This is a genomic window from Lentzea sp. CA-135723 (assembly GCF_050936595.1).
GTDB lineage: Bacteria > Actinomycetota > Actinomycetes > Mycobacteriales > Pseudonocardiaceae > Lentzea.
In genome coordinates this window covers 4731225-4754814 of sequence record NZ_JBNJMK010000001.1, presented here as the reverse complement: position 1 = coordinate 4754814, position 23590 = coordinate 4731225, and the positions used below count along the sequence as shown (strand labels likewise).

The following is a 23590-nucleotide window of genomic DNA, read 5'->3' as shown; positions in this document are numbered from 1 at the left end:
GGAGCAACCTTCCAGCTAGCGGGGGACGACCCTCATCATCAGGTCGTTGGGGTATGCCGCGTTGGTGAACCTGGTGCGCACCGGCCGGTCCGGGACGAGCCGGTAGCGCCGGCAGACCGTCGCCACCACGATGGCGATCTCGGTCAGGGCGAAGTGGTTGCCGATGCACTGGTGGATGCCGCCGCCGAACGGCACGAACGCGCCCTTCGGCAACTCCTTGGCACGCTCGGGAGTCCAGCGATCGGGGTCGAACCGCTCGGGGTCCGGGAAGTTGACCGGGTCGTGGTGCATGGTGTGCGGGCTGAGGATCACCTCGGTGCCCGCCGGCAGCACGGCACCGCCGAGCTCGACCTCGACGGCGGTGCGGCGCATCACGAGCCACAGCGGGTACTTCCGCAGGACCTCCTGGGCGACGCGGCCGACGTAGGTCAGCCTCGGCACGTCGCCGACGGTGATCTCGCGGTCTCCCAGCACTTCTTCGAGCTCCGCGAGAACTCCGCGCTCCACCTCGGGGTTGGCGGCGATCTCGTGGAAGATCCAGGCGAGCGCGAGCGCGGTCGTCTCGATGCCCGCCGTCAGCAGCGTGATGACCTCGTCGAAGACCTCTTCGTCGGTCATCGGCTCACCGGTCTCGGGGTCCTGCGCCATCAGCAACGTCGACAGCAGGTCGCCGTGGTCGGTGTCGTCGCCGCGGCGGCTCTCGACCACCTCGGTGACGATCGCCCGCATCCTGGCGATGGCCTCGTCGAACTCGCGGTTGGCCGGGATGGGCAGCTTCTCCACGAACCCCGGTGAGAGCGCGCGCATGATGCCGTTGCGGATGATCACGAAGACCGAGCGCCGGGCCTCGTCGATGGCCTTCTGACCGATCTCGGTGGAGAACAGCGCCTCGCCGACGATCGTGACCGCGAGGCCCTGCATGTCGGCCTCGAACTGCCTGACCTCGCCGGGCCGCCAGGAGTCGGCGATCTCGGTGGCCGCGCGGCGCATGATCTCCGCGTACCCGGCGATCCGGTCGCGGTGGAACGCCGGCTGCATCATCCGGCGCTGGCGCAGGTGGAACGACCCGTTCGACACGGCCAGGCCGTTGCCGACGAACGGGCGGAACTTGTCGTACATCCGGCCCTTGTGGAACTTCGACGCGTCGGTGACCAGCACCTGGTGCGTCAACCGCGGACTTGCCACGAATAACGCGCGCAAAGGCCCGAGGTGGACTTCGACGAGTTCGCCCTGATCACGCAAATTCCCCGTGAAAGCGAATCTTTTCCTGAGCATCGGCAACGTGTGCCCGAGGAACGGCAGCCTTCCGGGTGCCACCGGGACGGACATCATCGCTCCTACGCGAGGCGGAAAGAGATCGAGTCACCCTATGAGTCGTTCGGTGCAGAGTGACAGTGCCCGATCGGGTGGCTTGCGTTCACACTTGCGGCGTAACCGTGTCCGGTTTGTGCGTGACTAAGCTAGTGCGTCCGCAACCTGAAGAGGGTGGGTCGTCGTGTCCGACGGGCAGAACTGGATTCCGCAGAGCGTGGACGTCTCGGTGCCGAGTGCGGCACGGGTGTACGACTACCTGCTCGGAGGCGCGCACAACTTCGCGGTCGACCGCCTGATGGGCGACAAGGCCGAGGAGATGATGCCGAACTCGCGCAGCGCGGCCCGGCTGAACCGGGCCTTCCTGCGCCGCGCGGTGCGGTTCATGACCGACCAGGGCGTGCGGCAGTTCCTCGACATCGGGTCGGGCATCCCGACCGTGGCGAACGTCCACGAGGTCGCGCAGGACGAGGCCCCGGAGTGCCGAATCCTGTACGTGGACCGCGATCCCGTGGCCGTGGCGCACGGCGAGCTGATCATCGCGGGCAACGACAGGGTCGGCGTGCTGCAGGCCGACATGCGCGACCCCGAGAGCATCCTCACGAGCGGGGAGGCGAACCGGCTGCTCGACTTCGACCAGCCGATCGGGGTGCTGATGCTGTTCATGGTGCACTGGGTGCCGAACGAGGCGGACCCGCAGGGGCTGCTGAAGCGGTACCGCGAGGCGCTGGCGCCCGGCAGCTACCTCGCGATCTCGCACATGGCCGGTGACCACGTGAACGACGAGGCCAGGAACGTCACGGACCGGATGGCGAAGTCGGGCGGCGGTGACGTGACCTACCGTGATCGTGCCGAGATCGAGGGCTTCTTCGGTGATTTCGAGCTGGTCGAACCGGGTCTGGTCAAATTCGCCGAATGGCGACCTGGTGGCCCCGGCGACATCTCCGACGACCCGGCGGTGAACAGGATCGCGTTCGCGGGCGTTGGCCGTAAGCCATAGAAGATATCGATAGAGTGAAGTCGATTCACGCTGCCGGTTGAGGTGGGATCGACACTGCGTGGGTAAACTGCCGTACCTCAAGAGCCCATTGCGAGGCAGCCCCGAATGTCCAACCCGAGTCGAGCAACTCGTGTAACGCCCTCGCCGCAGGACAATGCGCGGGCGCGGATGACGCTCGCCCGGAAATGGTCGTACAAGCTGCTCAGCGCCGTCGCGATTCCGCTGGGACGCGACGACCTCGACCAGGAGCTGGCGCTCCGGCTGGACGCGCTGTGCTCGATGCTGCACGCCGAGCCGTTCGCGACGACCCCGATCGAGGGGGCCGGCGCGGATCTGGCCACGCTCGGTCACCTCGGCAAGTTCGGCCTGCGCTGCACCACGGAGGTGCTCGGCAAGGGCCTGCTGGCGCTGCCCGAGTTCCAGCCCGTCTCGCAGTACGCGGAACGGATCGCGCTCGCGATGGGCGCGCTGGGCGCCGGTTTCACCGCGGCCAACGCGGAGTCCGTGCTGGCGCAGCAGGAGAGCATGCAGCGGTCGTTGCTCAAGGCCGTCCGCGACGCGAACTGGAACCTCAAGGAGAGCGAGGCCCGCTTCAACGAGGTCGTCACGTCGTCCACCAACGGCGTGCTGATCGTCGACCTCGAAGGCAGGCTGCTCACCGTCAACGAGGCGATCGGCGAGATCCTCGGCCGCACGTCGGACGAACTCGTCGGCACGCCGTTGCTCGACCTGATCGAGCCCGCGTTCACCGAGATGCTGCGGGAGGCGATGACCGACCTCGCCTCCGGAGCCGTCGACCGCGTCCAGCAGTCGCAGCGGTTGCTGCGCCAGGACGGCGAGTCCGCCCGCGTGACGCTGACGGCGTCGCTGCTGCGTGGCGCCGACGACGAGCCGAGCAACTTCGTCGTGGTGATCGAGGACGGCACCGAGCTGGAGCTGCTGCAGAGCGAGCTGAAGCGGCAGTCGCTGCACGACCCGCTGACCGGGCTGCCGAACCGCCAGTTCTTCACCACGCAGCTGGAGACCGCGCTGCGCAAGGCCGATCCCGTGCACGGCATCACGGTGTTCCACCTCGACCTCGACGCGTTCGGCATGTTGCGCGACACCTTCGGCGGCCGCGTCGTCGAGCGCTACCTGCAGCACGTGTCCGGCCGGCTGAAGGCGTTGCTGGCGGGTGAGAAGGTCATGATCGCGCGGTTCGGCGGCGACGAGTTCGGCGTCCTGTTGGAGAACACGGCGTCGACCCCGCGCATCGACACGATCATGAAGAGCATCAACGAGGACCTGATGTCCGAGCCGACGTTCGTCGACGGCCACGGCGTGTCCGCGTCGATGAGCGCGGGCGTCGTGCACCGGCCACCCGCCGACACCGAGCCGCTCGACGTGCTGCGCTCGGCGGAGAGGTCGTTGCGCCGCGCCAAGAAGGGCAGGCGCGGCCAGTGGGAGCTGTTCCACGCGGGCCAGGACGCCGAGGAACGCCGCGACGACGCGCTGGCCGTGGCGATGCCGGCCGCGTGGGAGGACGGCGAGATCACCGTGCGGTACCGGCCGATCGTGCGGCTGGCGAGCGGTGAGGTCGCGGGCGTCGAGGCGGAGTTGTTCTGGGACCTGCCTTCCGGGCCGCTGGACCACGACCGGTGCGCGGGCCTCGCCGAGCAGACCGGCCTGATCCTGCCGCTGGGCGGCTGGCTGCTGAAGGTCGCGGGCGGTCAGGCGGCGTGGTGGCGGCAGCGCGGGCAGTTCGACCTGCCGCTGGCCGTGCGGCTGACCGCGCACCAGGCGTCCGACGCGGACCTGGTGTCCCGCGTGGTGCAGGTGCTCGACGAGCTCGGCGTGCCGTCGGAGATGCTGATGGTCAGCGTGCCCGGCAACGTGCTCGTCCTGCCCGACGCCGTCGACAACCTCGCGGTGCTGACGCGGATGAACGTGCTGACCGCCATCGACGACTTCGGCATGGGACCGCTGGACTTCGGCCTGCTCGCGTCCGACGTGCCGGTGCGCGCCGTGCGGATCGCGCGCGAGTTGGTGGCGTCACGATCCCCTTATGTGGCGGCGTTGTTGCCGTTGCTGCGCGAACGCGGCGTGCGGGTGGCCGTCGAGGGGATCGACGACGCGGAGCAGGCTGCCTGGTGGCTGGCCGCCGGCGCGGACTTCGCGACCGGTGACGAGTTCGGGGTGGCGCTCGACGCCGGAGAGTTCCTGGTGGGACTCCGGTGACCGGACGGGGTCGGGGTCACGTCCGGCCACCGGAGGGGTTCGTGTCTAACCAGTGAACTTCGCCAGCGCCTTGGTGAATTCGTAGGTCTGCTGGTTGATACCGCTGCATGAGGAGCTCATGGCTCCGCAGTTACCGCGGTCCCGGTTCACGGCCCAGAAGCTGACCCGCGACAGGTGCTTCGAGTTGGCCCACGTGACGATGTCGCGGAAGTTCTGCGGGGTCACGGTCTCGCCGGTGTCGGTCTTGCCGTTCATCGACGACAGGCCGCTGCGCCGGTACGCCGCGTCGTCGGTCAGCCCGAACGTCGACTTGACGTGGTTCTTCAGCCCGTCGACCGCGGACTTGGTGTAGGCGAACATGTCACCGCCGCTGCCCCAGTCGAACGGCATGACGGCCCACGTGTCGATCGGCGCGTTCAGTTCCTTGGCCCGCGTGACCAGCCGCTTGCCCCACGAGTTCGGGCCGGTGCGGTCCGTCGGCATGGTGATGACGGTCTTCACGCCGGGGTTGTTCTGCTTGACGATCTTGAGGGCGCCGAGCACGCGGTCCTGCGTGGCGTTGTTCTCGAACTCGGCGGCCTCGATGTCGATGTCGATCGCCTTGAGCTGGTAGGCGTCGATCACCTTCTGGTAGGCGCCGGCGAGTGCTTGTGGGCTCGTGCAGAACTGGCCGAGCTTGTTGCCGGACCAGCCGCCGATCGACGGCACCGCGTCACCGCCGGCCGCGCGGATGTTGTTGATCAGGGTCTTGTCCGAGCCGGTGAGACTGCGGCTGCCGTCCCACTTCGGGTTGCAGGTGCCGTCGCTCAGGATGAAGGCGAGGGTGAACGACTTGATGCCCGTCTGCTGCATCACCGTGGCGGGGTTCGGCTGGCCGCCCCACTGGTAGAGGTAGGGGGCTGCGAGTACCGGGTTGACGGCGGCCTGTGCGGTCGTGGGCAGCATGATCGCCGCGCAGGTGGCAGCGACTGCGCCGACTAGGAACCGCTTCATCAGTCCTCCAAAGACTGCTCGGTCCAGGGCGGCGGAGCTGGCAGTGAGGGGGCTCACAACGTTTCTAAAAGTGGACTAGACCATCGGTATCTGTCAAGAAGGTAGACGAAATCGGTTCCGGGGTGGTGGTGGGCGGGGGTTCATGGCTGTGAACTGCGCTGTTCCGGGGCGTGCGGGGTGCGTCGCGTTTGGCGGTGGTTGCGTTGGGGGCAAAGACTTTGACGAGCCGGGTCATTTCATCGCCGCTTCGCGACGATAGAGATTGGGGCTTGACTTCGGGGCCCTTGCGAGGCGCTTGTCGGACCGGAAAAGGCCGGGAAGAACGCCCGGCCGAGCCACAAGTGGTAGCACCTCGCACCCAAAGTCAAGCCCCAATCTCGTTGGTGCGTGGCTGAGTTGGGTGGGCACGTCACCGATACCGCTTGGACAGCGGTTCCAGGAGTGACGCCTCGCCTTCGGCATTGCGTTGGGTCTTGGCTGGGCTCGGCTGCGCCATTGCCCTGAGCGCGCGCTCGGTCGGGCTCGCCTCCGGCTTCGCCAGGCCCTAAAGCCATCCTTGACCCGTCTCGCCTTACCCCGGTCTTGCCTTGACCCGTCTTGCCTTGCCTTGCCACGGTCATGTGGGTCCGCCGCCGCCGCCGCCGCTGCCGCTGCTGCCGCTGCCGCTGCTGCCGCTGCCGCTGCTGCCGCTGCCGCTGCTGCCGCTGCCGCTGCTGCCGCCTCCGCCTCCGCTGCCGCCTCCGCCTCCGCTGCCGCCTCCGCCTCCGCCTCCGCCTCCGCCGCCGCCGCCGCCGCCTCCGCCGCCGCCTCCGCCGCCGCCTCCGCCGCCGCCTCCGCCGCCTCCGCCGCCGCCTCCGCCGCCTCCGCCGCCGCCTCCGCCGCCTCCGCCGCCGCCTCCGCCGCCGCCGCCGCCTCCGCCGCCTCCGCCGCCACCTGCTGCCGCTCCCCTCCTCTGCCTCTCCGCCGCCCTCTCCCAGGCCTCCGCTACCTCCCACGTCCTCCTCCCGCCCGTTACTTCCTTCGCTGCTCACGGCGGGGGTGAGCGATCTTGTCGGTGGCGCGTGGTGCAATCGGGGTGTGGCACTTGCACCTCAGCTGGTCCGCCGGAAGCCGGAGACGCGCCCGCGTCCCCGGTGGGACGCTGCTGCCCAGCGGGTCTTCGACGCCGCGGGCTTCGTCCGCGTGCTCGGCGGGCCCGGCACCGGCAAGACGACGTTGCTCGCCGAGTTGGCTGCCCACGTCGTGCTGGAGCAGGGGGCCGATCCCGAGAACGTGCTGGTGCTCACCGCGAACCGGCGTGCGTCGGTGGCGTTGCGGGCTCGGATCACGCAGTTGCTGACCGGGCGGCTCCAGGCGATCCGGGAGCCGTTGGTGCGGACGGTGCACTCGTACGCGTTCGCGGTGTTGCGGAACCAGGCCGTGCTGATGGGGGAGCCGCCGCCGCGGTTGTTGTCCGGGCCCGACCAGGACGCGATGGTGCGGGAGTTGCTGGCCGGTGACGTCGAGCTGGGTGCGTTGCAGTGGCCTGAGCGGTTGCGGCCGGCGTTGGAGTTGCCCGGGTTCGCGCACGAGCTCAGGGATCTGCTGTTGCGGGCGGCGGAGCGGGGGCTCGGGCCCGAGGACTTGATCGCGCTCGGCGAGGAGCACGGGCGGGACGTGTGGGTCGCCGCCGGGCGGTTCGGCGCCCAGTACGAGGCGGTCAACCTGCTGTCCGGGATGGACTCGGCCACGGCTTACGCGCCTGCTTATGACGCGGCCGAGTTGGTGTCGTCGGCTTATGCGGCGTTCGTGAACGACGAGGACTTGTTGTTCGCGGAACGGCGGCGGATCAGGTACCTGCTGGTGGACGACGCGCAGCACCTGGATCCGATGCAGTACTCGTTGATCCGGTCGTTGGGGTCGCACGCGGCGCGGTTCGTCCTGGCCGGGGATCCGGACCAGGCGATCTTCACGTTCCGCGGGGCCGATCCGGAGATCCTCCGGGACGCCGACGGCGAGACCGTGGTGCTGAGGCAGTCGCACCGGATGATGCCCGAGGTGCGGGACGCGGTGGCGCGGCTGGCGGCGAGGTTGCCGGGGGCGTCGCCTGCGCGGACGGTCGACCCCGTCGACGGCGAGGGGTCGGTGCAGGTTCGGTTGCTCGCGTCGTCCGCGCAGGAGGCGGCGTGGGTGGCGGACCAGCTGCGGCGGTCGCACCTGGCCGATGAGGTGCCCTGGTCGCAGATGGCCGTGGTGGTGCGGTCGGCGACGTTGTCGTTGCCGGTGTTGCAACGGGCGTTGCTCGCGGCCGGGGTGCCGGTGTCGGTGGCGTCGGACGAGTTGCCGTTGGCACAGCAGCCTTCGGTGCGGCCGTTGCTGGCGTTGGTCAGGGCAGCGGCGGCGCCGGGGTCGTTGGACGAGGACACGGCGTCGATGCTGTTGGCGTCCAGCTACGGTGGCGCGGATCCGTTGGCACTGCGGCGGTTGCGGCGCGGTCTCAGAAGGCTCGAGATGGCCGCGGGGAACGACCGGCCCAGCGGTGAGCTGCTGGTCGAGGTCGTCGAGACGGGTGACCGGCTGGCGGCCCTGGAGGACGTCGAGTCGATGCCCGCGCGGCGGATCGGGCACCTGCTCTCGTTGGCGCGCAAGGCGATCGAGGCCGGCAAGTCCGTCGAGGTCGTGCTGTGGGACCTGTGGACGGCGACCGGGCTGCAGGAGCGGTGGGTGGCCCAGTCGTCGCGGCGCGGGATGCCCGGCATGCAGGCCGACCGGGACCTGGACGCGATCGTGGCGTTGTTCGAGGCGGCGGCCAAGTACGTCGACAGGTTGCCGGGGTCCGGGGTGGCCGGGTTCGCGGACTACCTGGAGTCGCAACGGATCGTCGGCGACACGCTGGCGGCCTCGGCGCCGACCGGCGAGGCGGTGTCGGTGCTGACGGCGCACTCCGCGGCCGGGCGCGAGTGGGAGGTCGTTGCCGTGCCCGGGGTTCAGGAGGGCAGCTGGCCTGATCTGCGGCTGCGCGGCACGGTCCTGGGCGTCGAACGCATGGTGGACGTGCTGGCCGGGCTGGAGCCGTCGGTGTCGGCGGTGGCGCCGATCCTCGCGGAGGAACGCCGGTTGCTGCTGGTCGCGGCCTCGCGGGCGCGGTCGAAGCTGCTGATCAGCGCGGTCAGGGGCGAGGACGAGCAGCCGTCGCGGTTCCTCGACGAGATCGAGTCGTCCGCGGAGGACGAACGCAAGCTGCACCGCCCGCAACGCGGCCTGGTGCTGGGCGAGCTCGTCGGCGAGCTGCGCCGGGTGGTCTGCTCGGACACCGAACCGCCCGAACGCAGGGAACGCGCCGCCACCCAGCTCGCCAGGCTCGCCGAGGCGGGCGTACCGGGAGCGCACCCGGAGTCCTGGTACGGCCTGGCAGAGGTCTCGATCGATGCTCCACTGTGGACAGAAGACCAGAAGGTCAGCGTGACGCCCTCGACCATCGAGGTCATCACGAAGTGCCCGCTGAGGTGGGTCGTCGAACGGCACGGCGGCCAGGACCCGGCCGAGCTCGCCTCGGTCACGGGCACGCTGGTGCACGCCCTGGCGCAGGCGGCGGCCAGCGGGGCCGACTCCCAGCAGCTGCGGGTGAAGCTGGACGAGGCGTGGGCCGCGGTGGACGCGGGCGCGCCCTGGTTCTCCCGCCGCGAACGCCTGCGCGTCGAGAAGATGCTCGACACGTTCCTCGCGTGGCTGACCATGAGCCGCACCCAGCTCACCCAGGTCGCCGTCGAGGAGGAGATGGTCGTCGAGGTCCCCAAGCGCGACGGCGGGCCGTGGCTCCAGGTCAGGGGCCGCGTCGACCGGCTGGAACAGGACGAGAACGGCCGTCCGGTCGTGATCGACCTCAAGACCGGCAAGAGCCCGGTGTCCAAAGAGGCGTCCCAGGAACACCCGCAGCTCGCGGTGTACCAGCTCGCGTCGTCGCTGGGCGGCTTCACCCACATCGGACTCGGGACGGAGCCGGGCGGCGCGCGCCTGCTCTACGTGGCGAAGGAGGACAAGAAGACAGGAGCCGTCGAACGCACCCAGGCCCCGCTCGACGAGCAGGGCGTGCAGGCGTGGCTCGAGGTCGTGCAGGGCGCGGCGGAGTCCGTGCTCGGGCCCGAGTACCGCGCGAAGGAGAACGCGGACTGCGACCGCTGCCCGGCGCGCACGACGTGCCCGGTGCACCCCTCCGGGCGTCAGGTGAGTGAGTAAGCGCCGTTGACCTGCGTGTTTCCTCTGGCAGAACGGTCGGCGAACACACCGTCCCGGGTGGTGCGGAAGCGCACGGGCCGGGTAGGAAGATGTACTGGTGACCGTCAGCCCGTTTGAGATCGCTGAGGCGCTCGGGCTGAACAAGCCGACTCCCGAGCAGGCCGAGGTGATCGCCGCACCCGCGCAGCCCGCGCTGGTCGTGGCGGGCGCCGGCGCCGGCAAGACCGAGACCATGGCCGCGCGGGTCGTGTGGCTGGTCGCGAACGGGCTCGTGCAGCCCGACCGCGTGCTCGGCCTGACGTTCACCCGCAAGGCCGCGCGCCAGCTCGCCGACCGCGTGCGGGCACGGCTGCGCAGGCTCGCGGGATCGTCCCTGCTGGACGAGCTCGACCCGAGCGGCGAGCGCAAGATGTCCGTGCTGACCGGCGAACCCGTCGTGCTGACCTACCACGCCTACGCGGGCCGCCTGGTCACCGAGCACGGGCTCCGGCTGCCCGTCGAGCCCGGCGTCCGGCTGCTCACCGAGACGGCGTCCTGGCAGCTCGCGCACCGGGTCGTGTCGACGTGGGCGAAGGACCTCGACACCGACAAGGTGCCCGCCACGATCACGGGCTACCTGCTGTCGCTGGCGGGCGAGCTGGGCGAGCACCTCGTGACGCCCGACCAGCTCGAACGGCACGCCACCGAGCTCACGGCGTTGATCGAGAACGCCCCGCGCGCGCCGCGGCAGCGGGACGCGCTGCCCGAAAAGCTCAAGGAAGTCATTGCGGCGCAACGGTTGCGCATCGCGTTGCTGCCGTTGCTCGACGCGTACCAGCAACGCAAGCGCAAGGAGGCCGCGCTCGACTTCGCCGACCAGATGTCACTGGCCGCGCAGCTCGCCCAGTTCGAAGAGGTGGCCTCTGGCGAACGCGAGCGGTACGGCGCGGTGCTGCTGGACGAGTACCAGGACACCGGTCACGCGCAACGCGTGCTGCTCAGGTCGTTGTTCGGCGACGGCGAGCCGATGCCGGTGACGTCGGTGGGCGACCCGGCGCAGGCCATCTACGGCTGGCGCGGCGCGTCCGCGGCGAACCTGCCGCGTTTCGCCGAGGACTTCCCGCCGACGAGGAAGTTCGGGCTGCTGACCAGCTTCCGCAACCCGCCGGAGGTCCTGGAACTCGCCAACGCCGTGTCGCTGCCGTTGCGCGAGGCCGGTCTGGACGTTGAAGAGCTGCGCGCACGGCCGGGCGCCGGGCCGGGTGACGTCCGGCTCGCGTTGCACGAGAACATCCGCCAGGAGCTCGACTGGATGGCGGACAACCTCGCCGCGCAGTGGGAAGCGCACCTGGACGCCGAGGGCGTGCCGCCGACCGCCGCCGTGCTGGTGCGCCGCCGGTCGGACATGGCCGCCATCGCCGCCGCCCTGCGCGAACGCGGCCTGCCGGTCGAGGTCGTCGGTCTCGGCGGCCTGCTGGACGAACCCGAGGTGCGCGACCTCGTCTCAGCGCTGCGGGTCCTCGTCGACCCGCTGGCCGGCACGGCGGCCGCCCGCCTGCTCACCGGCTCGCGCTGGCGGCTCGCGGCCGTCGACCTGGCCGCGCTGTGGAAGCGGGCACGCGAACTCGCCGGCGTCGCACCTCGACAGTCCGTTGTGGACGATCCACTCATGGTCCTCGCCGACGCGCTGCCCGGTGAGCACGCCGAACAGGCGGGGCTGGCCGACGCGCTGGACGATCCCGGCGACCCCGACGCGTACTCGACCGACGGCTACCGGCGCGTCCGCAGGCTCGGCGGTGAGCTGGCGGCGTTGCGGCGCAGGCTCGACCAGCCGTTGCCCGAGCTCGTCGCCGACGTCGAACGCACCCTGCTGCTGGACATCGAGTCCATGTCGCGGCCGGGCATGGTCGGCCGCGCCCACCTCGACGCGTTCTCCGACGTCGTCGCGGACTTCGCCGCCGCCTCGCCGTCCGCGACGCTGCCGTCGCTGCTCGACTACCTCTACACCGCCGAGCACGCAGAGGACGGCCTGGAACCCGGCGAGGTCGAGGTCTCCGAGGACCGCGTGCAGATCGTCACCGTGCACTCCGCGAAGGGCCTGGAGTGGCACATCGTCGCGCTGCCGCACCTGGTCCGCGACGTGTTCCCGGGCCGCAAGAAGTCCTCGTGCTGGCTCAAGAACGTCACCGAGCTGCCCGCCTCGCTGCGCGGCGACTCGGCCGACCTCCCGGTGCTGCGGCTCTCCGCGGGCTTCAACCGCAAGGAGGTCGACGAGGCCCTCGCGATCCACACCGAGGAGTTCGAGGAACGCCGGCTCGTCGAGGAACGGCGCCTGTTCTACGTGGGCGTGACGAGGGCCGAGCACAGCCTCCTCATGTCGGGTCACTGGTGGGCGGAGGCGGGCGACAAGCCGAAGGGCCCGTCGGTGTTCCTCAAGGAGATGCACGAGGTCCTGGAACGCGAGAACCCGCCGGGCGACATCAGCGCGTGGGCCGAGGAACCCGAGCTCGACACCCCGAACCCGCTGGCCGAGGACGTGAAGTCGTCGATCTGGCCGGCCGACCCGCTCGGCAAGCGGCGCGACGCCGTCGTCGAGGGCGCCGAGATGGTGCTGGCCGCCCTCGACCAGCTGCGCAACGCCCCGCCGGAGCCGCTGGCGTTGATCTTCGACGAGCCCGTGCCCGAAGTCGTCGACGAAGAGGACTACCCGCCGCCCACCGACGAGCCCCCGGACGACGACTTCCCGCCGGAGCCAGAACCGCTGCCCGACGACGTGGTCCCCGACGACCCGGAGATGCCAGAGGACGCGGACCCGGAGGGCTGGGCGGCCGACGTCGACGTGCTGCTCGCCGAACGCGCCGCGTCCCAGAACCGTCGCGAGCAGGTCCTGCTGCCCGACCACCTGTCGGTCTCGCAGCTCGTCGAGCTGGCCAAGGACCCGGACCTGCTGGCCCGCCGCCTGCGCCGCCCGCTGCCGTTCCCGCCGAACCCGCTGGCCCGCCGCGGCACGGCCTTCCACACCTGGCTGGAGAACCGCTTCGGCGCCACCCGGCTGCTGGACCTGGACGAACTGCCCGGCGCCGGCGACGCGGACGCCTCCCCGGACGCCGACCTGGAACGCCTGAAGGAGTCGTTCCTCGCAAGCGACTGGGCCGAGCGCACCCCGCACGACGTGGAGGTGCCGTTCGAGGCGGAGTTCGACGGCATCTCGGTGCGCGGCCGGATGGACGCCGTCTACCGCGACCCTGACGGCTGGACGGTCGTCGACTGGAAGACCGGCGCGGTGCCGGACGCCGAGGCGTTGCCCGCGCTGTCGGTGCAGCTCGCGGCGTACCGGCTGGCGTGGGCGGCGTTGATGAACGTGCCGCTGGAGCAGGTGCGGGCGGCGTTCCACTACGTGCGGCACGACCACACGGAACGTCCGGCGGACCTGCTGGACGAGCAGGGCCTGAAGGACCTCATCCGGTCCGTGGGGTGAGCGTCAGGACTGCGGGCTGGAGCCTGCGGGCGCGTGCGACTCCTTCAGCACGCGTTCGTACAGGACCTCCAGCAGCCACCGCCCGAAGAGCGACGGCCCGAACTCCGGCGACCGGTCCTCCGGCGGCACCATCAGGTCCGCGGTGCTGTCGTCGCCGACCACGACACCGATGCCGTAGTAGTCGAGCTCGATGAAAGACCAGGCCAGGGACTCGTCGGTGCGGGGGAGCATCACCGCGCACGGGGCCAGGGTCAGCAGGGTGCCGCACGACTGGAGCGCGCGGTCCGTCGTGGACTCGCTCACCAGGACGCCCACCAGTTCGACGGCGGCGACCGGAAGGCGGTCGTGGGCCTCTGGCTCGAACCAGGAGCGGAACCAGGACGGGTCGGATCTGGGCGGCCAGCCGTTCTCGGTTCTCCACTCGTGCACCTCGGGGAGCAGGCGCACGACCGCGGACACCTGCTGGCCCAGGACGGCGACGTCGGGTACGACGACTCCGTCCCAGCCGAGAGCGGTGGCGGCGCGCTGAAGAAGCGTGTGCACAGGGCGCATCCTAAGGTTCCTCGCACGGAAAATGACAGCGTTTGCGGGACACTTGGTTAAGGATTACCCAGGGTGGTCATGGGACGCTTTCGCCACTTTCCAGGCCCATGCGACGAGCGGGATCTGAAGAGGCAGACGGCCGTAGGCGATGGCGCGGGCTTTGGGGGATTTGTCCCGGAAATCCAGAGCCATTTTCACATTCGCCGGGAAGACGGCCACGAACAACGCGGCGGCGGCGAACCCGCCCAGCCGGCGCGTGCGCGGGGTGGCGACGGCAGCGGCGACCGCGAGCTCGGCGACGCCGGACGCGTACGTCCACTGCCGCGGGGTGCCGGGCAGCGAGCGCGGAACGATCGAGTCGTACGGCTTCGGCCTGGTGAAGTGGGTCGCTCCTGCCAGGCCCAGCAGCGCGGCCAGTGCCAGCGCCGACCGCGTTCGGGAACGGGTTGGTTCCATGGCGTCACCATGTCATGCCTACGCCGCGTAGGCGAGATGGGGCTGGCCTATTGTCCACGAGCGTGGCAGGTGATTCTCGTCATTCCGAACTCCCTGAACGCGCCGCCGTCGCCGCGCTGGCCGATTCCTTCGTGGCCGGCCTGTGCGAGTGGATCAAGATTCCCGGCATCGGCGTCGATCCCGCGCACCACGCCGACGTGCGGAGATCCGCCGACTGGCTCGCGGACCGGCTGACCGCGGACGGCTGGCCGGAGGTCGCGGTCTGGGGTGACGGACCAGCGCTTCCCGCCGTGTTCGCGTGCTGGCCCGCCGAAGATCCGCAGGCCCCGGTCGTGCTGGTCTACGGCCACCACGACGTGCAGCCCGTCGACCCCCTCGACCGCTGGGAGCACCCGCCGTTCGAGCCCGTGATCAGCGGCGACGAGATCCTGGGGCGGGGTGCGAGCGACGACAAGGGGCAGGTCGCGATGCACCTGCTCGGCGTTCGGGCACATCTGGCGGCGAGCGGCCGGAATGCGCCGAGCGTGACCTTGAAGCTCTTCGTCGAGGGCGAGGAGGAATCCGGCTCGCCGCACCTGCGAAAGCTCCTGGAAGATCATCGGGAATCGCTCGCGTGTGATCTCGTCGTGTTCACCGACACCGCATTGCACGAACGCGACGCGCCGACCGTCAACACCGGGCAGCGCGGTGTTCTCGGCGGCGAGATCACGTTCTTCGGCGGCACCGACGACGTCCATTCCGGACGCGCGGGCGGCGCCATTCCGAACCCCGCGACGGCACTCGCGAAACTGATCGCCGCGGTGCACGACGACGACAACAGGATCCAGCTCGACGGCTTCTACGACGACGTCCGCGAACCGTCCGCGGAGGAACGCGCCGACTACGCCTCGCTGCCGTTCGACGAGCAGAAGTGGCTGCGGCACAACGGCGGCGGCGCCCAGGCCGCGCACGGCGAGACCGGCTACAGCACCCTCGAACGGATCTGGGTGCGGCCCACCGCCGAGATCAACGGCATCAGCGCCGGCTACACCGGGCCCGGCCTGAAGACGATCATCCCGGCGTCCGCGACCGCGAAGATCAGCTTCCGGCTCGTGCCAGACCAGCACCCCGACCGCGTGCGCGAGCAGCTCCTCGCGTTCGTCGAACGGCACACCCCGCCGGGCATCCGCGCCGAGGTGAACTTCCGCGGCACCGGCGTGCCGCCGTACGCGGTCAGCCCGGACGACCCGGCCAACGCCGCCGTGCGCGAGGCGATGGAACTGGCCTTCGACCAGCCCGTCCGCTTCGCGCGGGCAGGTGGTTCGGGACCCGCGGCGGTGCTCCAGCAGTTCCTGGGGGTGCCCCTCGTGTACCTCGGCGCGACGTTGCCGGATGATCGCGTCCACGCGCCGAACGAGCGCGTAGTGGTGCCGTTGCTCCTCAAAGGCGCGGAGGCGGCTGCTCACCTGTGGCGGACGCTCGCCCGAGCGGAGATCGCGAAGAGGTTGTCCCGATGAGTCTGACCGATGAAGCGTCGCACTCGCTCGTCGGCGTGATCAGGATGCCGGACAAGGTCGAGAGCCCTGTCCGCGCGATCCTGAAACGCGTCATCGGCGCGATGGCGGCGCTGATGCTCGCGGTGTTGATCGTCTACCTGGACCGCGACGGCTACCGGGACGTGAACGAGGACGGCGTCTCGCTGCTCGACTCGTTCTACTACGCGACCGTCTCTCTCTCGACGACCGGCTACGGCGACATCACGCCCGCGTCGTCGTCAGCACGCCTGGTCAACGTCCTGGTCATCACGCCGTTGCGCGTCCTGTTCCTGATCGTGCTGGTCGGCACGACACTAGAAGTTCTCACCGAGCGCTCCCGTCAGGCGTTGCGCATTCAAAAGTGGAGGCGGGTTGTGCGGGACCACGTCGTGGTCGTCGGTTACGGCACGAAGGGACGGTCCGCGGTCGCCGCGCTGCTCGGCGACGGCGTCGACCCCGGCTCGATCGTCGTCGTCGACACCGTGCAGGAGTCGCTCGACGCGGCCACGGCCAAGGGCCTCGTGGTCGTGCACGGGTCAGGCACGCGCAACGACGTGCTCAGGGTCGCGGGAGCGGCACGGGCCCGCGCCATCGTGGTCGCCCCGAACCGCGACGACACCGCGGTGCTGGTCACCTTGACCGCCCGCGAGCTGGCACCCAAGGCGCAGATCGTGGCGTCCGTGCGCGAGCGCGAGAACGAGCACCTGCTGCGGCAGTCCGGCGCGGACTCCGTCGTGGTGTCGTCCGAGACGGCAGGCCGCCTGCTCGGCATGGCCACCGCCACGCCGTCCGTGGTGGCGATGGTCGAGGACCTGCTCACGCCCGACCAGGGCCTCGCGATCTCCGAGCGGGACGTCGAGCCCAGCGAGATCGGCGGCTCGCCGCGGCACCTGCCGGACATCGTGCTGGGCGTGGTGCGGGGCGGGACCCTGTATCGGGTGGACGCGCCGGAGGCCGACGCGATCGAGCCGGGCGACCGGCTGCTCTACGTCAAGAAGGTGACTCCGCCCGGAGAGGAGTGAATCGGCGCGGCCCGCGTAGTCCAATGAGGGGCTCCCCGCCACCGGGGAGCCGTGCCCCTCGGAGGACGCATGAGCTTCCTGCTGTTCCTGGCTGGTGCCGGGGTCGTGCTGTTGATCATGATCGCTGTGCTGTCGGTGGTCAGCGTCGGGGAGGACAAGGCACGGGCCCGCTCCCTCGTCGCCGCGACCGGCGCGCTCGACCGCCAGGCGCGCAAGCCCGGCTGGCGGCAGGTCCCCGAGGACGAGGACGTGCCGGCGGGGCGGATGGGCGACCGCGAACTGGTGCGGCACGCTGCGGTCGCGAGCACCCGCGGGGGAAGAACGGTGCGGGTCGCCGTCTTCGCCGCGTCGAGGGTCGCCGGGACCTACCAGGGCGTCCCGACCAGGTGGGCCGTCACGCCGGGCCTCGTGGTGGCGGTGGACGCTCCGGAACTCGCCGGGGTCCTGCGGCTGAACCCGGTCCGGGGCGACCGGCGCTACGGCGTCCTGGGCAGCCTGGAGTCCTTGGTGGAGGGAGACGCCGGGAAGGAGGTCTTCGCCCAGCTCGCCTCCTACCAGCCGCCCGAGGTGGACGTCGCCGACGGCGTCGCGTGCTTCACCTTCACCGACGTGGACCTCGCCGACCGCCTCGACGACGTGGCCGGCATGGCGTGCGACGTCGTCGAGATCCTCGCGAACGTCAGGAAGCCGGCTCAGCCGGTCGAGGAGTAGGCAGCACGGCCGGGGCGCGCAACGGCGCGTACCGGAAGAGGAACGCGTAGAAGCCGCCCGCCAGCGCCGCCATGCACAGCAGCAGTGCGGTGAGGCGGCGCCCGACCGGGAGTCCGACCGGGACGGACGCGGCAGAGGACACCATGTCGCCGCCGGTGTTGACGATCTCGACCGTCTCGCCCTTGGTGTGGCCGCAGCCGTCGAGCCTGGCCTGCTTCTTCTGGCCGCCCGCGTCCCACTCGACCGTGTCCGTGCCGGAGCCGCACGAGCCGCTCTCGACGACGGTCGCCATGACGGGCGGCGGGGGTTCTTCGGCGCCGAGAACCTTGGCGGGCACCAGAAGCGCGACCGCGACACCGATCCCGACCAGTCCGACGACCAGCAGGATGAACACCCATCTGTCCGGGCTTCGCGGAACCGCCACACTGCGATGTTCGCAGACGCGGCGGCCCGCGTGGAGCCCAGGTTTACTTCGGCAGCTGGCGGAGCTTGTCGACCTTGATGGTCTTGCCGTCGGACACCGTGCCGGTCACCGCGACGAGGTCGCCGTTCTTCGGCTTCTCCGTCACCGACGACAGGTCGAGCGGCGTCTGCAGGCCGTCGACCTGCACCAACGTCGCGTTGTTGCCGTTGACGTCCTTGACCGTGCCGCGCGCCTGGGCCTTGGCGAGCGCCACGTTCAGCGCCTTGCCGTCCTTGACCCGCACGGTGACGCGCTGGTCGGCCTTCAACCCCGCGACGTCGCCGCCGCGCAGCTTCGTGGAGCCGTCAGTGGTCAACGACACCTCGCCGCCGTCGTCCTTGGTGATCACGAGCTTGCCCGTTTCGACGCTCTTCACGCGTCCGACGACGAGGGTGCTGTCCTTGAGCGCGGCCTTGTCCGGACGGCCGTGCTTGCCAGGGCCGGGGCCGCCGGGGTGGCGTTCCGCGAACGCCGCGGGCGGGCCGTCGGGACCCTCGGCCGCAGTCGCGACGGCGATGCCGCCGACGGTGAGACCGGCGGCCGCGACGATGGCGCCGGCCCACGCTGATTTCTTCGACATACGCCCCAGCGTGCGCGCGCATTCTGAGGGCCAGCTGAAGGCGAGTCGCCCGAAGTCCGGATGATCAGGAGAATGGTGGCGTGTCCGCCAGGGTGTTGGTGATCGAGGACGCCGAGGCGATCGGCGCCGCGGTGTCGTCCGCGCTGCGCGAGTCCGGGTACGAGGTGCAGCACCGCCTGGACGGCCGCCAGCTGGAGACCGACCTCGGGCGCTTCCGCCCCGACCTGGTCGTCCTCGACGTGATGTTGCCCGGCCGCGACGGCTTCCAGCTGCTCGAGGTGATCCGCCGCTCGTCCGGAGCCGGGGTCGTGATGCTGACCGCGCGCGACGGCGTTCCCGACCGGTTGCGCGGGCTCGCGGGCGGTGCCGACGACTACGTGGGCAAGCCGTTCGTGCTCGCCGAACTGGTCGCGCGGGTGTCCGCCGTGCTGCGCAGGCTCGGCCGCACGCCGTCGACCGTGCAGGTCGGCGACCTGGTCGTGGACGCCGACGCCGGTGTCGTCATGCGCGCCGACCAGCAGATCGAACTGACCGCGACCGAGCTGCGGCTGCTCGTCTACCTGGCCGCGCAACGCGGACGGGTCGTGTCGAAGACGCAGATCCTGACGGCTGTGTGGGGTTATGAGGACTACGACCCGAACCTGGTCGAGGTCCACGTCAGCGCCGTGCGTCGCAAGATCGAGGAACACGGCACACGCCTCGTGCACACCGTTCGCGGCCTTGGGTACGTGCTGCGAGCCGAAGAATGAACCTCCGCACGGTCTCGCTGCGCCGCCGCGTCGCGGTGTCCGTGCTGCTGGTGCTGTTCCTCGTGCTGGTGGCGCTGGTCATCTCGGTCGACCGGACGTTCGCCGGGCAGTCGTCCCGCGACGTCGACGGCGTGCTGGTCAACACCGAGAACCGCGCCGTCGAGATGCTCAAGAACGGCAAGCGCCCCGCCGAGGTCGTCGGCCAGCTGACCAAGCGGAACGTGCACGTCACGATCGACCTGCCCAACGGCACCATGCTCGGAGCCAGGCCCGACGGGCAGTTCGAGAGCAAGAACCGCCTGGTCGGCCGCAACAAGGTCACCATCTACGCCGACACCGAGGCGATCTCGCAGGCGCAGCACCGGTTGCGCAAGCTGCTGCTGATCCTGGGACTCGTGGCCATCGGGGTCACCGGCCTGCTGATCGTCGTGGTGGTGCGGCGCGCGTTGGCGCCGTTGGACGCCATGACGTCGTTGGCGCAGGCGATCGCGGCCGGGCATCGAGGCGGCCGGCTCAACCCGTCCAGAACGGACACCGAGCTCGGGCGCACGGCGGCCGCGTTCGACGGGATGCTCGACTCGCTGGAGGGCTCCGAGCAACGGACGCGGCGGTTCGTCGCCGACGCCGCGCACGAGCTGCGCACGCCGATCACCGGCGTGCAGGCCGTGGCCGAGGCGCTGGTGCAGGCCCCCGTCGACTCGCCGGACCGCGACCAGATGTCGTTCCTGCTCGTGCGGGAGGCACGCCGCGCCGGACGGCTCGTGGACGACCTGCTCGCCCTGGCCCAGCTCGACGCCGGGTACGAGATGCAGCGCGAGTCCGTCGACCTGCTCGGCCTGGCCGAGGCCGAGGTGGCCAGGACCCGGTTCGTGGCACCGGACTTCGACATCGCGGCCGAGGGCGTCCCGGTAGCGGTCGTCGGCGACGGCCAACGGCTCGCGCAGGTGCTGGCGAACCTCGTGGACAACGCACGACAGGCCACCGGCCCCACCGGGACGGTCCGGATCCGCGTCGACCTGACCGGTTTCACCGTCTCCGACAACGGACCGGGCGTGCCCGACGCGGAACGGGAACGGATCTTCGACCGCCTGGTGCGGCTCGACGACGCCCGCGACCGCCGCTCCGGCGGATCCGGGCTCGGCCTCGCCATCGCGCGCGGCGTGATCCGCGCGCACGGCGGCGACCTGACCTGCGAGCCGTCCGCGCAGGGAGCCGTCTTCCGGGTGAGGCTGCCCGCCGTTAATCCGGTCGCCACGCCCGCCGCACTTTGATTGCATCGACGGCGTGGACGTCGACGTGGTGGTGCAGCTGGTCAAGACGGAGTGGACCAAGGACTCCCGTGGCGGGTCCGAGGCGGCCCGCCGCAACGCCGCGCCGGTCGCGTTCGTGCTGCCACACCTGAGGCCCGCCGTGCACGAGATCCGGCTGAGCGAGCCCGACTTCACGCCCGTGTGGGCGAAGGAGCGCGACGAGATCGACCGGATCACGCTCACCCTGCGCGAGGACGACGACGTGCTGTCCGTGCAGCTGCAGGACACCATGATCGCCTCGCCCCGGCGGTGGAACCGGCCGTCACCGGTCCGGCTGGCGCGCGGCGAGTGGGTGCGCTGGCAGCTCAACCACCGGTGGGCGAGGCCGCGCGACGGCGGCTGGAACTACCTGCTGACGACGTTGAACCTGGTGTACGGCCCGCCCGAGGACCTGAAGGTGTTCCTCGGCACGCCGACGCGGCACGTCGACGAGCGGGCCCACCTCAGCTGATCCGGTCGGGTTCGCGTTGCCGCACCTGAGGCCCGCCGTGCACGACATCCGGTTGCGGGAGCCCGACTTCGAGCCCGTGCGAGGTGAGGTCGACCGGATCGGCCTCACCCTGCACGAGGAGAGCTACGACCTCGTGTCGTTGGGGCTGCTGGACACCTAGCGGTCCACGCCCCGGCGCCGGAACCGGCCGGAGCCGGTTCTGCTGGCGCGCGGTGAGTGGGTGCGCTGGCAGGTCGACCACCGCTGGACGGCCGGGTCCACCGCCGACGGCTGGTGCCACTCGCTGACCACGGTGAACGTGGTCCACGATCCGCCCGCCGACGCCGAGATCTTCCTGGGCACGCCGACCCGGTACGTCGACGAGCGGACCCACCTCAGCTAGGTCAGCCGACCGCCGCCGGAGCCGCCGCGAACGTGTTGCAGGCGTCCGTCGAGTTCGCCTTGAAGCCCGCGCCCGCCCACTGCGCCTGGTTCTTCGCGGAACCGTGCGCGTTGTTCTCCGGCTGCTCCTCGATGGCGTACTGGAAGTCCTCCTGGGCGGAGCGGGCGAGGCCGGCCGTCACCGAGCCGCGGCCGGCCGCCGCGGCGAGGAACATGCCGGCGAAGCAGTTCGCCTGCAGCTCGATGCGCCGGGACATCTCCAGGCCCGCCGGGGACTTCTCGCCCGCGTCGGTGATCTTCAGGTCCGCCGCCCGCAGCAGGCCGGTGAGCGCCTGCACGTGGTGGCCGTACTCGTGCGCGAGCGTGGCGAGGTGGGTCGCCGGGGCGTCACCGCCGCCGTTGTCGCGCAGCCGGGCCGTGGGCATGTAGATCGTGCGGTTGCGGCCGCAGTAGTACGCCACCGCGTGGTCCGACTCCGGGGCGGCGCCGCACGGGCCGTCCTTGAGCGTCGGCGAGGCGTCCAGGACGGGCTTGTCGAACGGCAGGTTCGCGGCCTGGAGCACCGGGCCCCACGTCGCGTCCAGGCACTCGACGCCCGCCGCGTAGTACGCCGCGAGCTGCGGGTCCGAGGTGCCGAACGGCGGCAGCGCGCACGTCGCCGGCGCCAGCGTCGCCGGCTTGACCAGCAACGGGTGGTCGGCCAGCCGGTAGACCGTCCGCGGGCGGATCGGGGTCGACGGCTCGGTCGGCGGCGTCGACGCGGGCTTCGACCCCGCCAGCGCGTGCCCCGTGACCACTCTCGGGCGACTCAGTTGACCGATTCCGAGGACGAACGCGACCACCAGGACGAACACTCCCGCGAGCAGGACAGGGTTGTTCTTCGCTGGTCGGGTCACGCTCTCCCCTTCCTAGGAGACGGCTCCTGCGTCGGCGGCCCAGGTGTTGCACTCGGACGCCTTGTTCGACTTGTAGCCCCGGTCCACCCACGACGCGTTGTTCTGCGGCGTGCCGTGGTCCTTCGTCGGATAGATGTCGTAGTCGCCGCGGTTGCCCGCGTCCGTCAGCGCCACCCTGATCACGTCGATCGGGATCGCGCCGTGCGACAACGGGGCCAGCGACATGCCTCCGAAGCAGGTCGCCTGCAGCTCCATCCGGCGGTTCAGGTCGAGGCCCTTCGGAGTATCCCACCCGCCCGCGTCGTACTGCGCGCGGTCCGACGCTTTGAGCATTCCGGTCAGCCACTGGATGTGGTGGCCGTACTCGTGGGCGAGCTGTCCGAGGTACTTGCCGGGGTGGTTCGGGTTGTTCGGGTTGCGCTCGGCGGCGTACGCATTGGCCGTCCAGTAGATGCCGCCCTGGCAGTACCTGGCCGTCTGGTCCGGACGCACCGTGCCGCACGGGTACTGCGCCTGCTCGGTGATGATGTGCAGCTCGACGGGCTGGTACGGCAGGTTCGCCGCCTGCAGCGCCGGCTTCCACATGTTCTCGATGCACGGCAGCGCGGCGCGCAGGAACTTGTCCTGGCCCGCCGGCGAGTAGTCCATCGCCGGCAGCGCGCAGCCCGAGATCGTGTTCGCGCCGAAGCTCGGCTTGAGGAACGGGTGGTCCGCCAGCGCGTACACGGCCTTCGGACCCGCCGGGGTCTGCGGCGCGGACGGCTGGCGCGACGACGGCGCACGCGGGGCGCTGGTCGTCGTCTCCGCCGCTTCCGTCGTGGTGGGGGCGGTGAACGTCGGGCTGTACGTCGTGTAGTTCGAGTAGCCCGTGTCCTTGACCTTGCTGTTCAGCGTCGCCGCGAACAGGCCGACCGCGCCGAGGCCGAGGATCACCACGCCACCCAGGACGAGGGCGATCAGCGGGCCGCTGCTCTTGCGCCGCGGCGGTGGCGGGAACTGGCCGTAGCCCTGCGGACCGCCCCACTGCGGGTGCGGCGGCGGCATGACCGGGCCGGGAGGCGGCGGGCCGTAGTAGCCAGGCGGTGGGCCTTGGGGCGGCGGCGCGTTGTAAGGCGGCGGCGGAGGCCCTTGCGGTGGCGGACCTTGTGGTGGTGGCGCGCCGTACGGCGGTGGCGGGCCTTGGGGCGGACGCTGCCCGAGTGGTGCGGGCATCGGTGGCGGGCCGACCGGGCGTGGCGGCGGCCAGGTGCCCGGCGGCGGTGGTTGCGTCATCGCCTGAGGTCCCCCCATTGGTGATCCTGGGTCGCGTACGAGCATAGGC

21 protein-coding genes are annotated in these 23590 nt (G+C 70.8%); 13 read left to right on the top strand and 8 right to left on the bottom strand.

Translation table 11 applies throughout. From position 1 onward, the window contains the following. Positions 1-15: 15 nt before the first annotated feature. Positions 16-1329, bottom strand: a complete 1314-nt coding sequence (locus ACQEU1_RS21455) for a cytochrome P450 (RefSeq protein ID WP_433204431.1) — start codon at positions 1327-1329, stop codon at positions 16-18. 166 nt (positions 1330-1495) lie between these two features. On the opposite strand from ACQEU1_RS21455, the gene ACQEU1_RS21450 reads away from it, so the two are divergent. After that, positions 1496-2311 carry an SAM-dependent methyltransferase gene (locus tag ACQEU1_RS21450; RefSeq protein ID WP_433204428.1) on the top strand — a complete coding sequence of 272 codons (816 nt, stop codon included), beginning with the start codon at positions 1496-1498 and terminating at the stop codon, positions 2309-2311. Positions 2312-2479: 168 nt separating this feature from the next. Continuing rightward, positions 2480-4528 carry a putative bifunctional diguanylate cyclase/phosphodiesterase gene (locus tag ACQEU1_RS21445; protein WP_433204425.1) on the top strand — a complete coding sequence of 683 codons (2049 nt, stop codon included), beginning with the start codon at positions 2480-2482 and terminating at the stop codon, positions 4526-4528. 45 nt (positions 4529-4573) lie between these two features. Here the strand turns inward: ACQEU1_RS21445 and ACQEU1_RS21440 are convergent, their stop codons facing one another. Beyond that, positions 4574-5521, bottom strand: a complete 948-nt coding sequence (locus tag ACQEU1_RS21440; RefSeq protein WP_433204422.1) for a chitinase — start codon at positions 5519-5521, stop codon at positions 4574-4576. A gap of 607 nt (positions 5522-6128) precedes the next feature. Between ACQEU1_RS21440 and ACQEU1_RS21435 the strand changes: the two genes are divergently transcribed. The 3 genes from ACQEU1_RS21435 (at position 6129) to ACQEU1_RS21425 (ending at position 13193) form a co-directional block, all read left to right on the top strand. Continuing rightward, positions 6129-6563 (top strand): hypothetical protein, encoded by a 435-nt coding sequence (locus ACQEU1_RS21435; protein ID WP_433204419.1) that lies wholly within the window; start codon positions 6129-6131, stop codon positions 6561-6563. 35 nt (positions 6564-6598) lie between these two features. Continuing rightward, entirely contained in the window at positions 6599-9736 is a 3138-nt protein-coding gene (locus ACQEU1_RS21430) for an ATP-dependent helicase (RefSeq protein WP_433204416.1), read from the top strand. Between the two features lie 97 nt (positions 9737-9833). Next, the gene (locus ACQEU1_RS21425; protein ID WP_433204413.1) at positions 9834-13193 is read left to right on the top strand and encodes an ATP-dependent helicase; all 3360 of its coding nucleotides are present in this window, start codon (positions 9834-9836) and stop codon (positions 13191-13193) included. A gap of 3 nt (positions 13194-13196) precedes the next feature. On the opposite strand, the gene ACQEU1_RS21420 is transcribed toward ACQEU1_RS21425, so the two are convergent. Both ACQEU1_RS21420 and ACQEU1_RS21415 read right to left on the bottom strand, forming a co-directional pair. Further along, entirely contained in the window at positions 13197-13736 is a 540-nt protein-coding gene (locus tag ACQEU1_RS21420; protein WP_433204410.1) for a hypothetical protein, read from the bottom strand. A gap of 63 nt (positions 13737-13799) precedes the next feature. After that, positions 13800-14192 (bottom strand): DoxX family protein, encoded by a 393-nt coding sequence (locus tag ACQEU1_RS21415; protein ID WP_433204407.1) that lies wholly within the window; start codon positions 14190-14192, stop codon positions 13800-13802. 62 nt (positions 14193-14254) lie between these two features. Between ACQEU1_RS21415 and ACQEU1_RS21410 the strand changes: the two genes are divergently transcribed. The 3 genes from ACQEU1_RS21410 (at position 14255) to ACQEU1_RS21400 (ending at position 17439) form a co-directional block, all read left to right on the top strand. Continuing rightward, entirely contained in the window at positions 14255-15688 is a 1434-nt protein-coding gene (locus ACQEU1_RS21410; RefSeq protein WP_433204404.1) for a M20/M25/M40 family metallo-hydrolase, read from the top strand. After that, entirely contained in the window at positions 15685-16728 is a 1044-nt protein-coding gene (locus ACQEU1_RS21405; RefSeq protein WP_433204401.1) for a potassium channel family protein, read from the top strand. Before ACQEU1_RS21410 ends, ACQEU1_RS21405 begins: the two co-directional genes overlap by 4 nt. A gap of 69 nt (positions 16729-16797) precedes the next feature. Then, positions 16798-17439: a hypothetical protein gene (locus ACQEU1_RS21400; RefSeq protein WP_433204398.1), complete on the top strand. Its 642-nt coding sequence runs from the start codon at positions 16798-16800 to the stop codon at positions 17437-17439. On the opposite strand, the gene ACQEU1_RS21395 is transcribed toward ACQEU1_RS21400, so the two are convergent. Together ACQEU1_RS21395 and ACQEU1_RS21390 are read right to left on the bottom strand one after the other, a co-directional pair. Further along, positions 17408-17833: a hypothetical protein gene (locus ACQEU1_RS21395; protein WP_433204395.1), complete on the bottom strand. Its 426-nt coding sequence runs from the start codon at positions 17831-17833 to the stop codon at positions 17408-17410. The two genes, ACQEU1_RS21400 and ACQEU1_RS21395, sit on opposite strands and share 32 nt — an antisense overlap. 73 nt (positions 17834-17906) lie before the next feature. Then, on the bottom strand, positions 17907-18482 hold the full coding sequence (locus ACQEU1_RS21390; protein WP_433204392.1) for a hypothetical protein: 576 nt from the start codon (positions 18480-18482) through the stop codon (positions 17907-17909). An 80-nt stretch (positions 18483-18562) separates the two neighbouring features. Here ACQEU1_RS21390 and ACQEU1_RS21385 point away from each other — a divergent pair, with 80 nt between their 5' ends. Genes ACQEU1_RS21385 through ACQEU1_RS21365 form a run of 5 tightly spaced genes read left to right on the top strand, consistent with a single transcriptional unit; the run spans position 18563 to position 21374 of the window. Then, positions 18563-19231: a response regulator transcription factor gene (locus ACQEU1_RS21385; protein ID WP_433204389.1), complete on the top strand. Its 669-nt coding sequence runs from the start codon at positions 18563-18565 to the stop codon at positions 19229-19231. Continuing rightward, entirely contained in the window at positions 19228-20502 is a 1275-nt protein-coding gene (locus ACQEU1_RS21380) for a sensor histidine kinase (RefSeq protein WP_433204386.1), read from the top strand. The genes ACQEU1_RS21385 and ACQEU1_RS21380 overlap by 4 nt, the downstream gene beginning before the upstream one ends. A gap of 13 nt (positions 20503-20515) precedes the next feature. Then, complete coding sequence (locus tag ACQEU1_RS21375; RefSeq protein ID WP_433204383.1) at positions 20516-20992, top strand: hypothetical protein; 477 nt, start codon at positions 20516-20518, stop codon at positions 20990-20992. Positions 20993-21008: 16 nt separating this feature from the next. Then, positions 21009-21152 carry a hypothetical protein gene (locus tag ACQEU1_RS21370; RefSeq protein ID WP_433204380.1) on the top strand — a complete coding sequence of 48 codons (144 nt, stop codon included), beginning with the start codon at positions 21009-21011 and terminating at the stop codon, positions 21150-21152. Positions 21153-21212: 60 nt separating this feature from the next. Next, positions 21213-21374 carry a hypothetical protein gene (locus ACQEU1_RS21365; RefSeq protein ID WP_433204377.1) on the top strand — a complete coding sequence of 54 codons (162 nt, stop codon included), beginning with the start codon at positions 21213-21215 and terminating at the stop codon, positions 21372-21374. A 1-nt stretch (position 21375) separates the two neighbouring features. Here ACQEU1_RS21365 and ACQEU1_RS21360 read toward each other — a convergent pair whose 3' ends face one another. Then, on the bottom strand, positions 21376-22269 hold the full coding sequence (locus ACQEU1_RS21360) for a neutral zinc metallopeptidase (protein ID WP_433204374.1): 894 nt from the start codon (positions 22267-22269) through the stop codon (positions 21376-21378). 12 nt (positions 22270-22281) lie between these two features. Beyond that, positions 22282-23313, bottom strand: a complete 1032-nt coding sequence (locus tag ACQEU1_RS21355; protein ID WP_433204371.1) for a neutral zinc metallopeptidase — start codon at positions 23311-23313, stop codon at positions 22282-22284. Positions 23314-23590 lie beyond the last annotated feature (277 nt).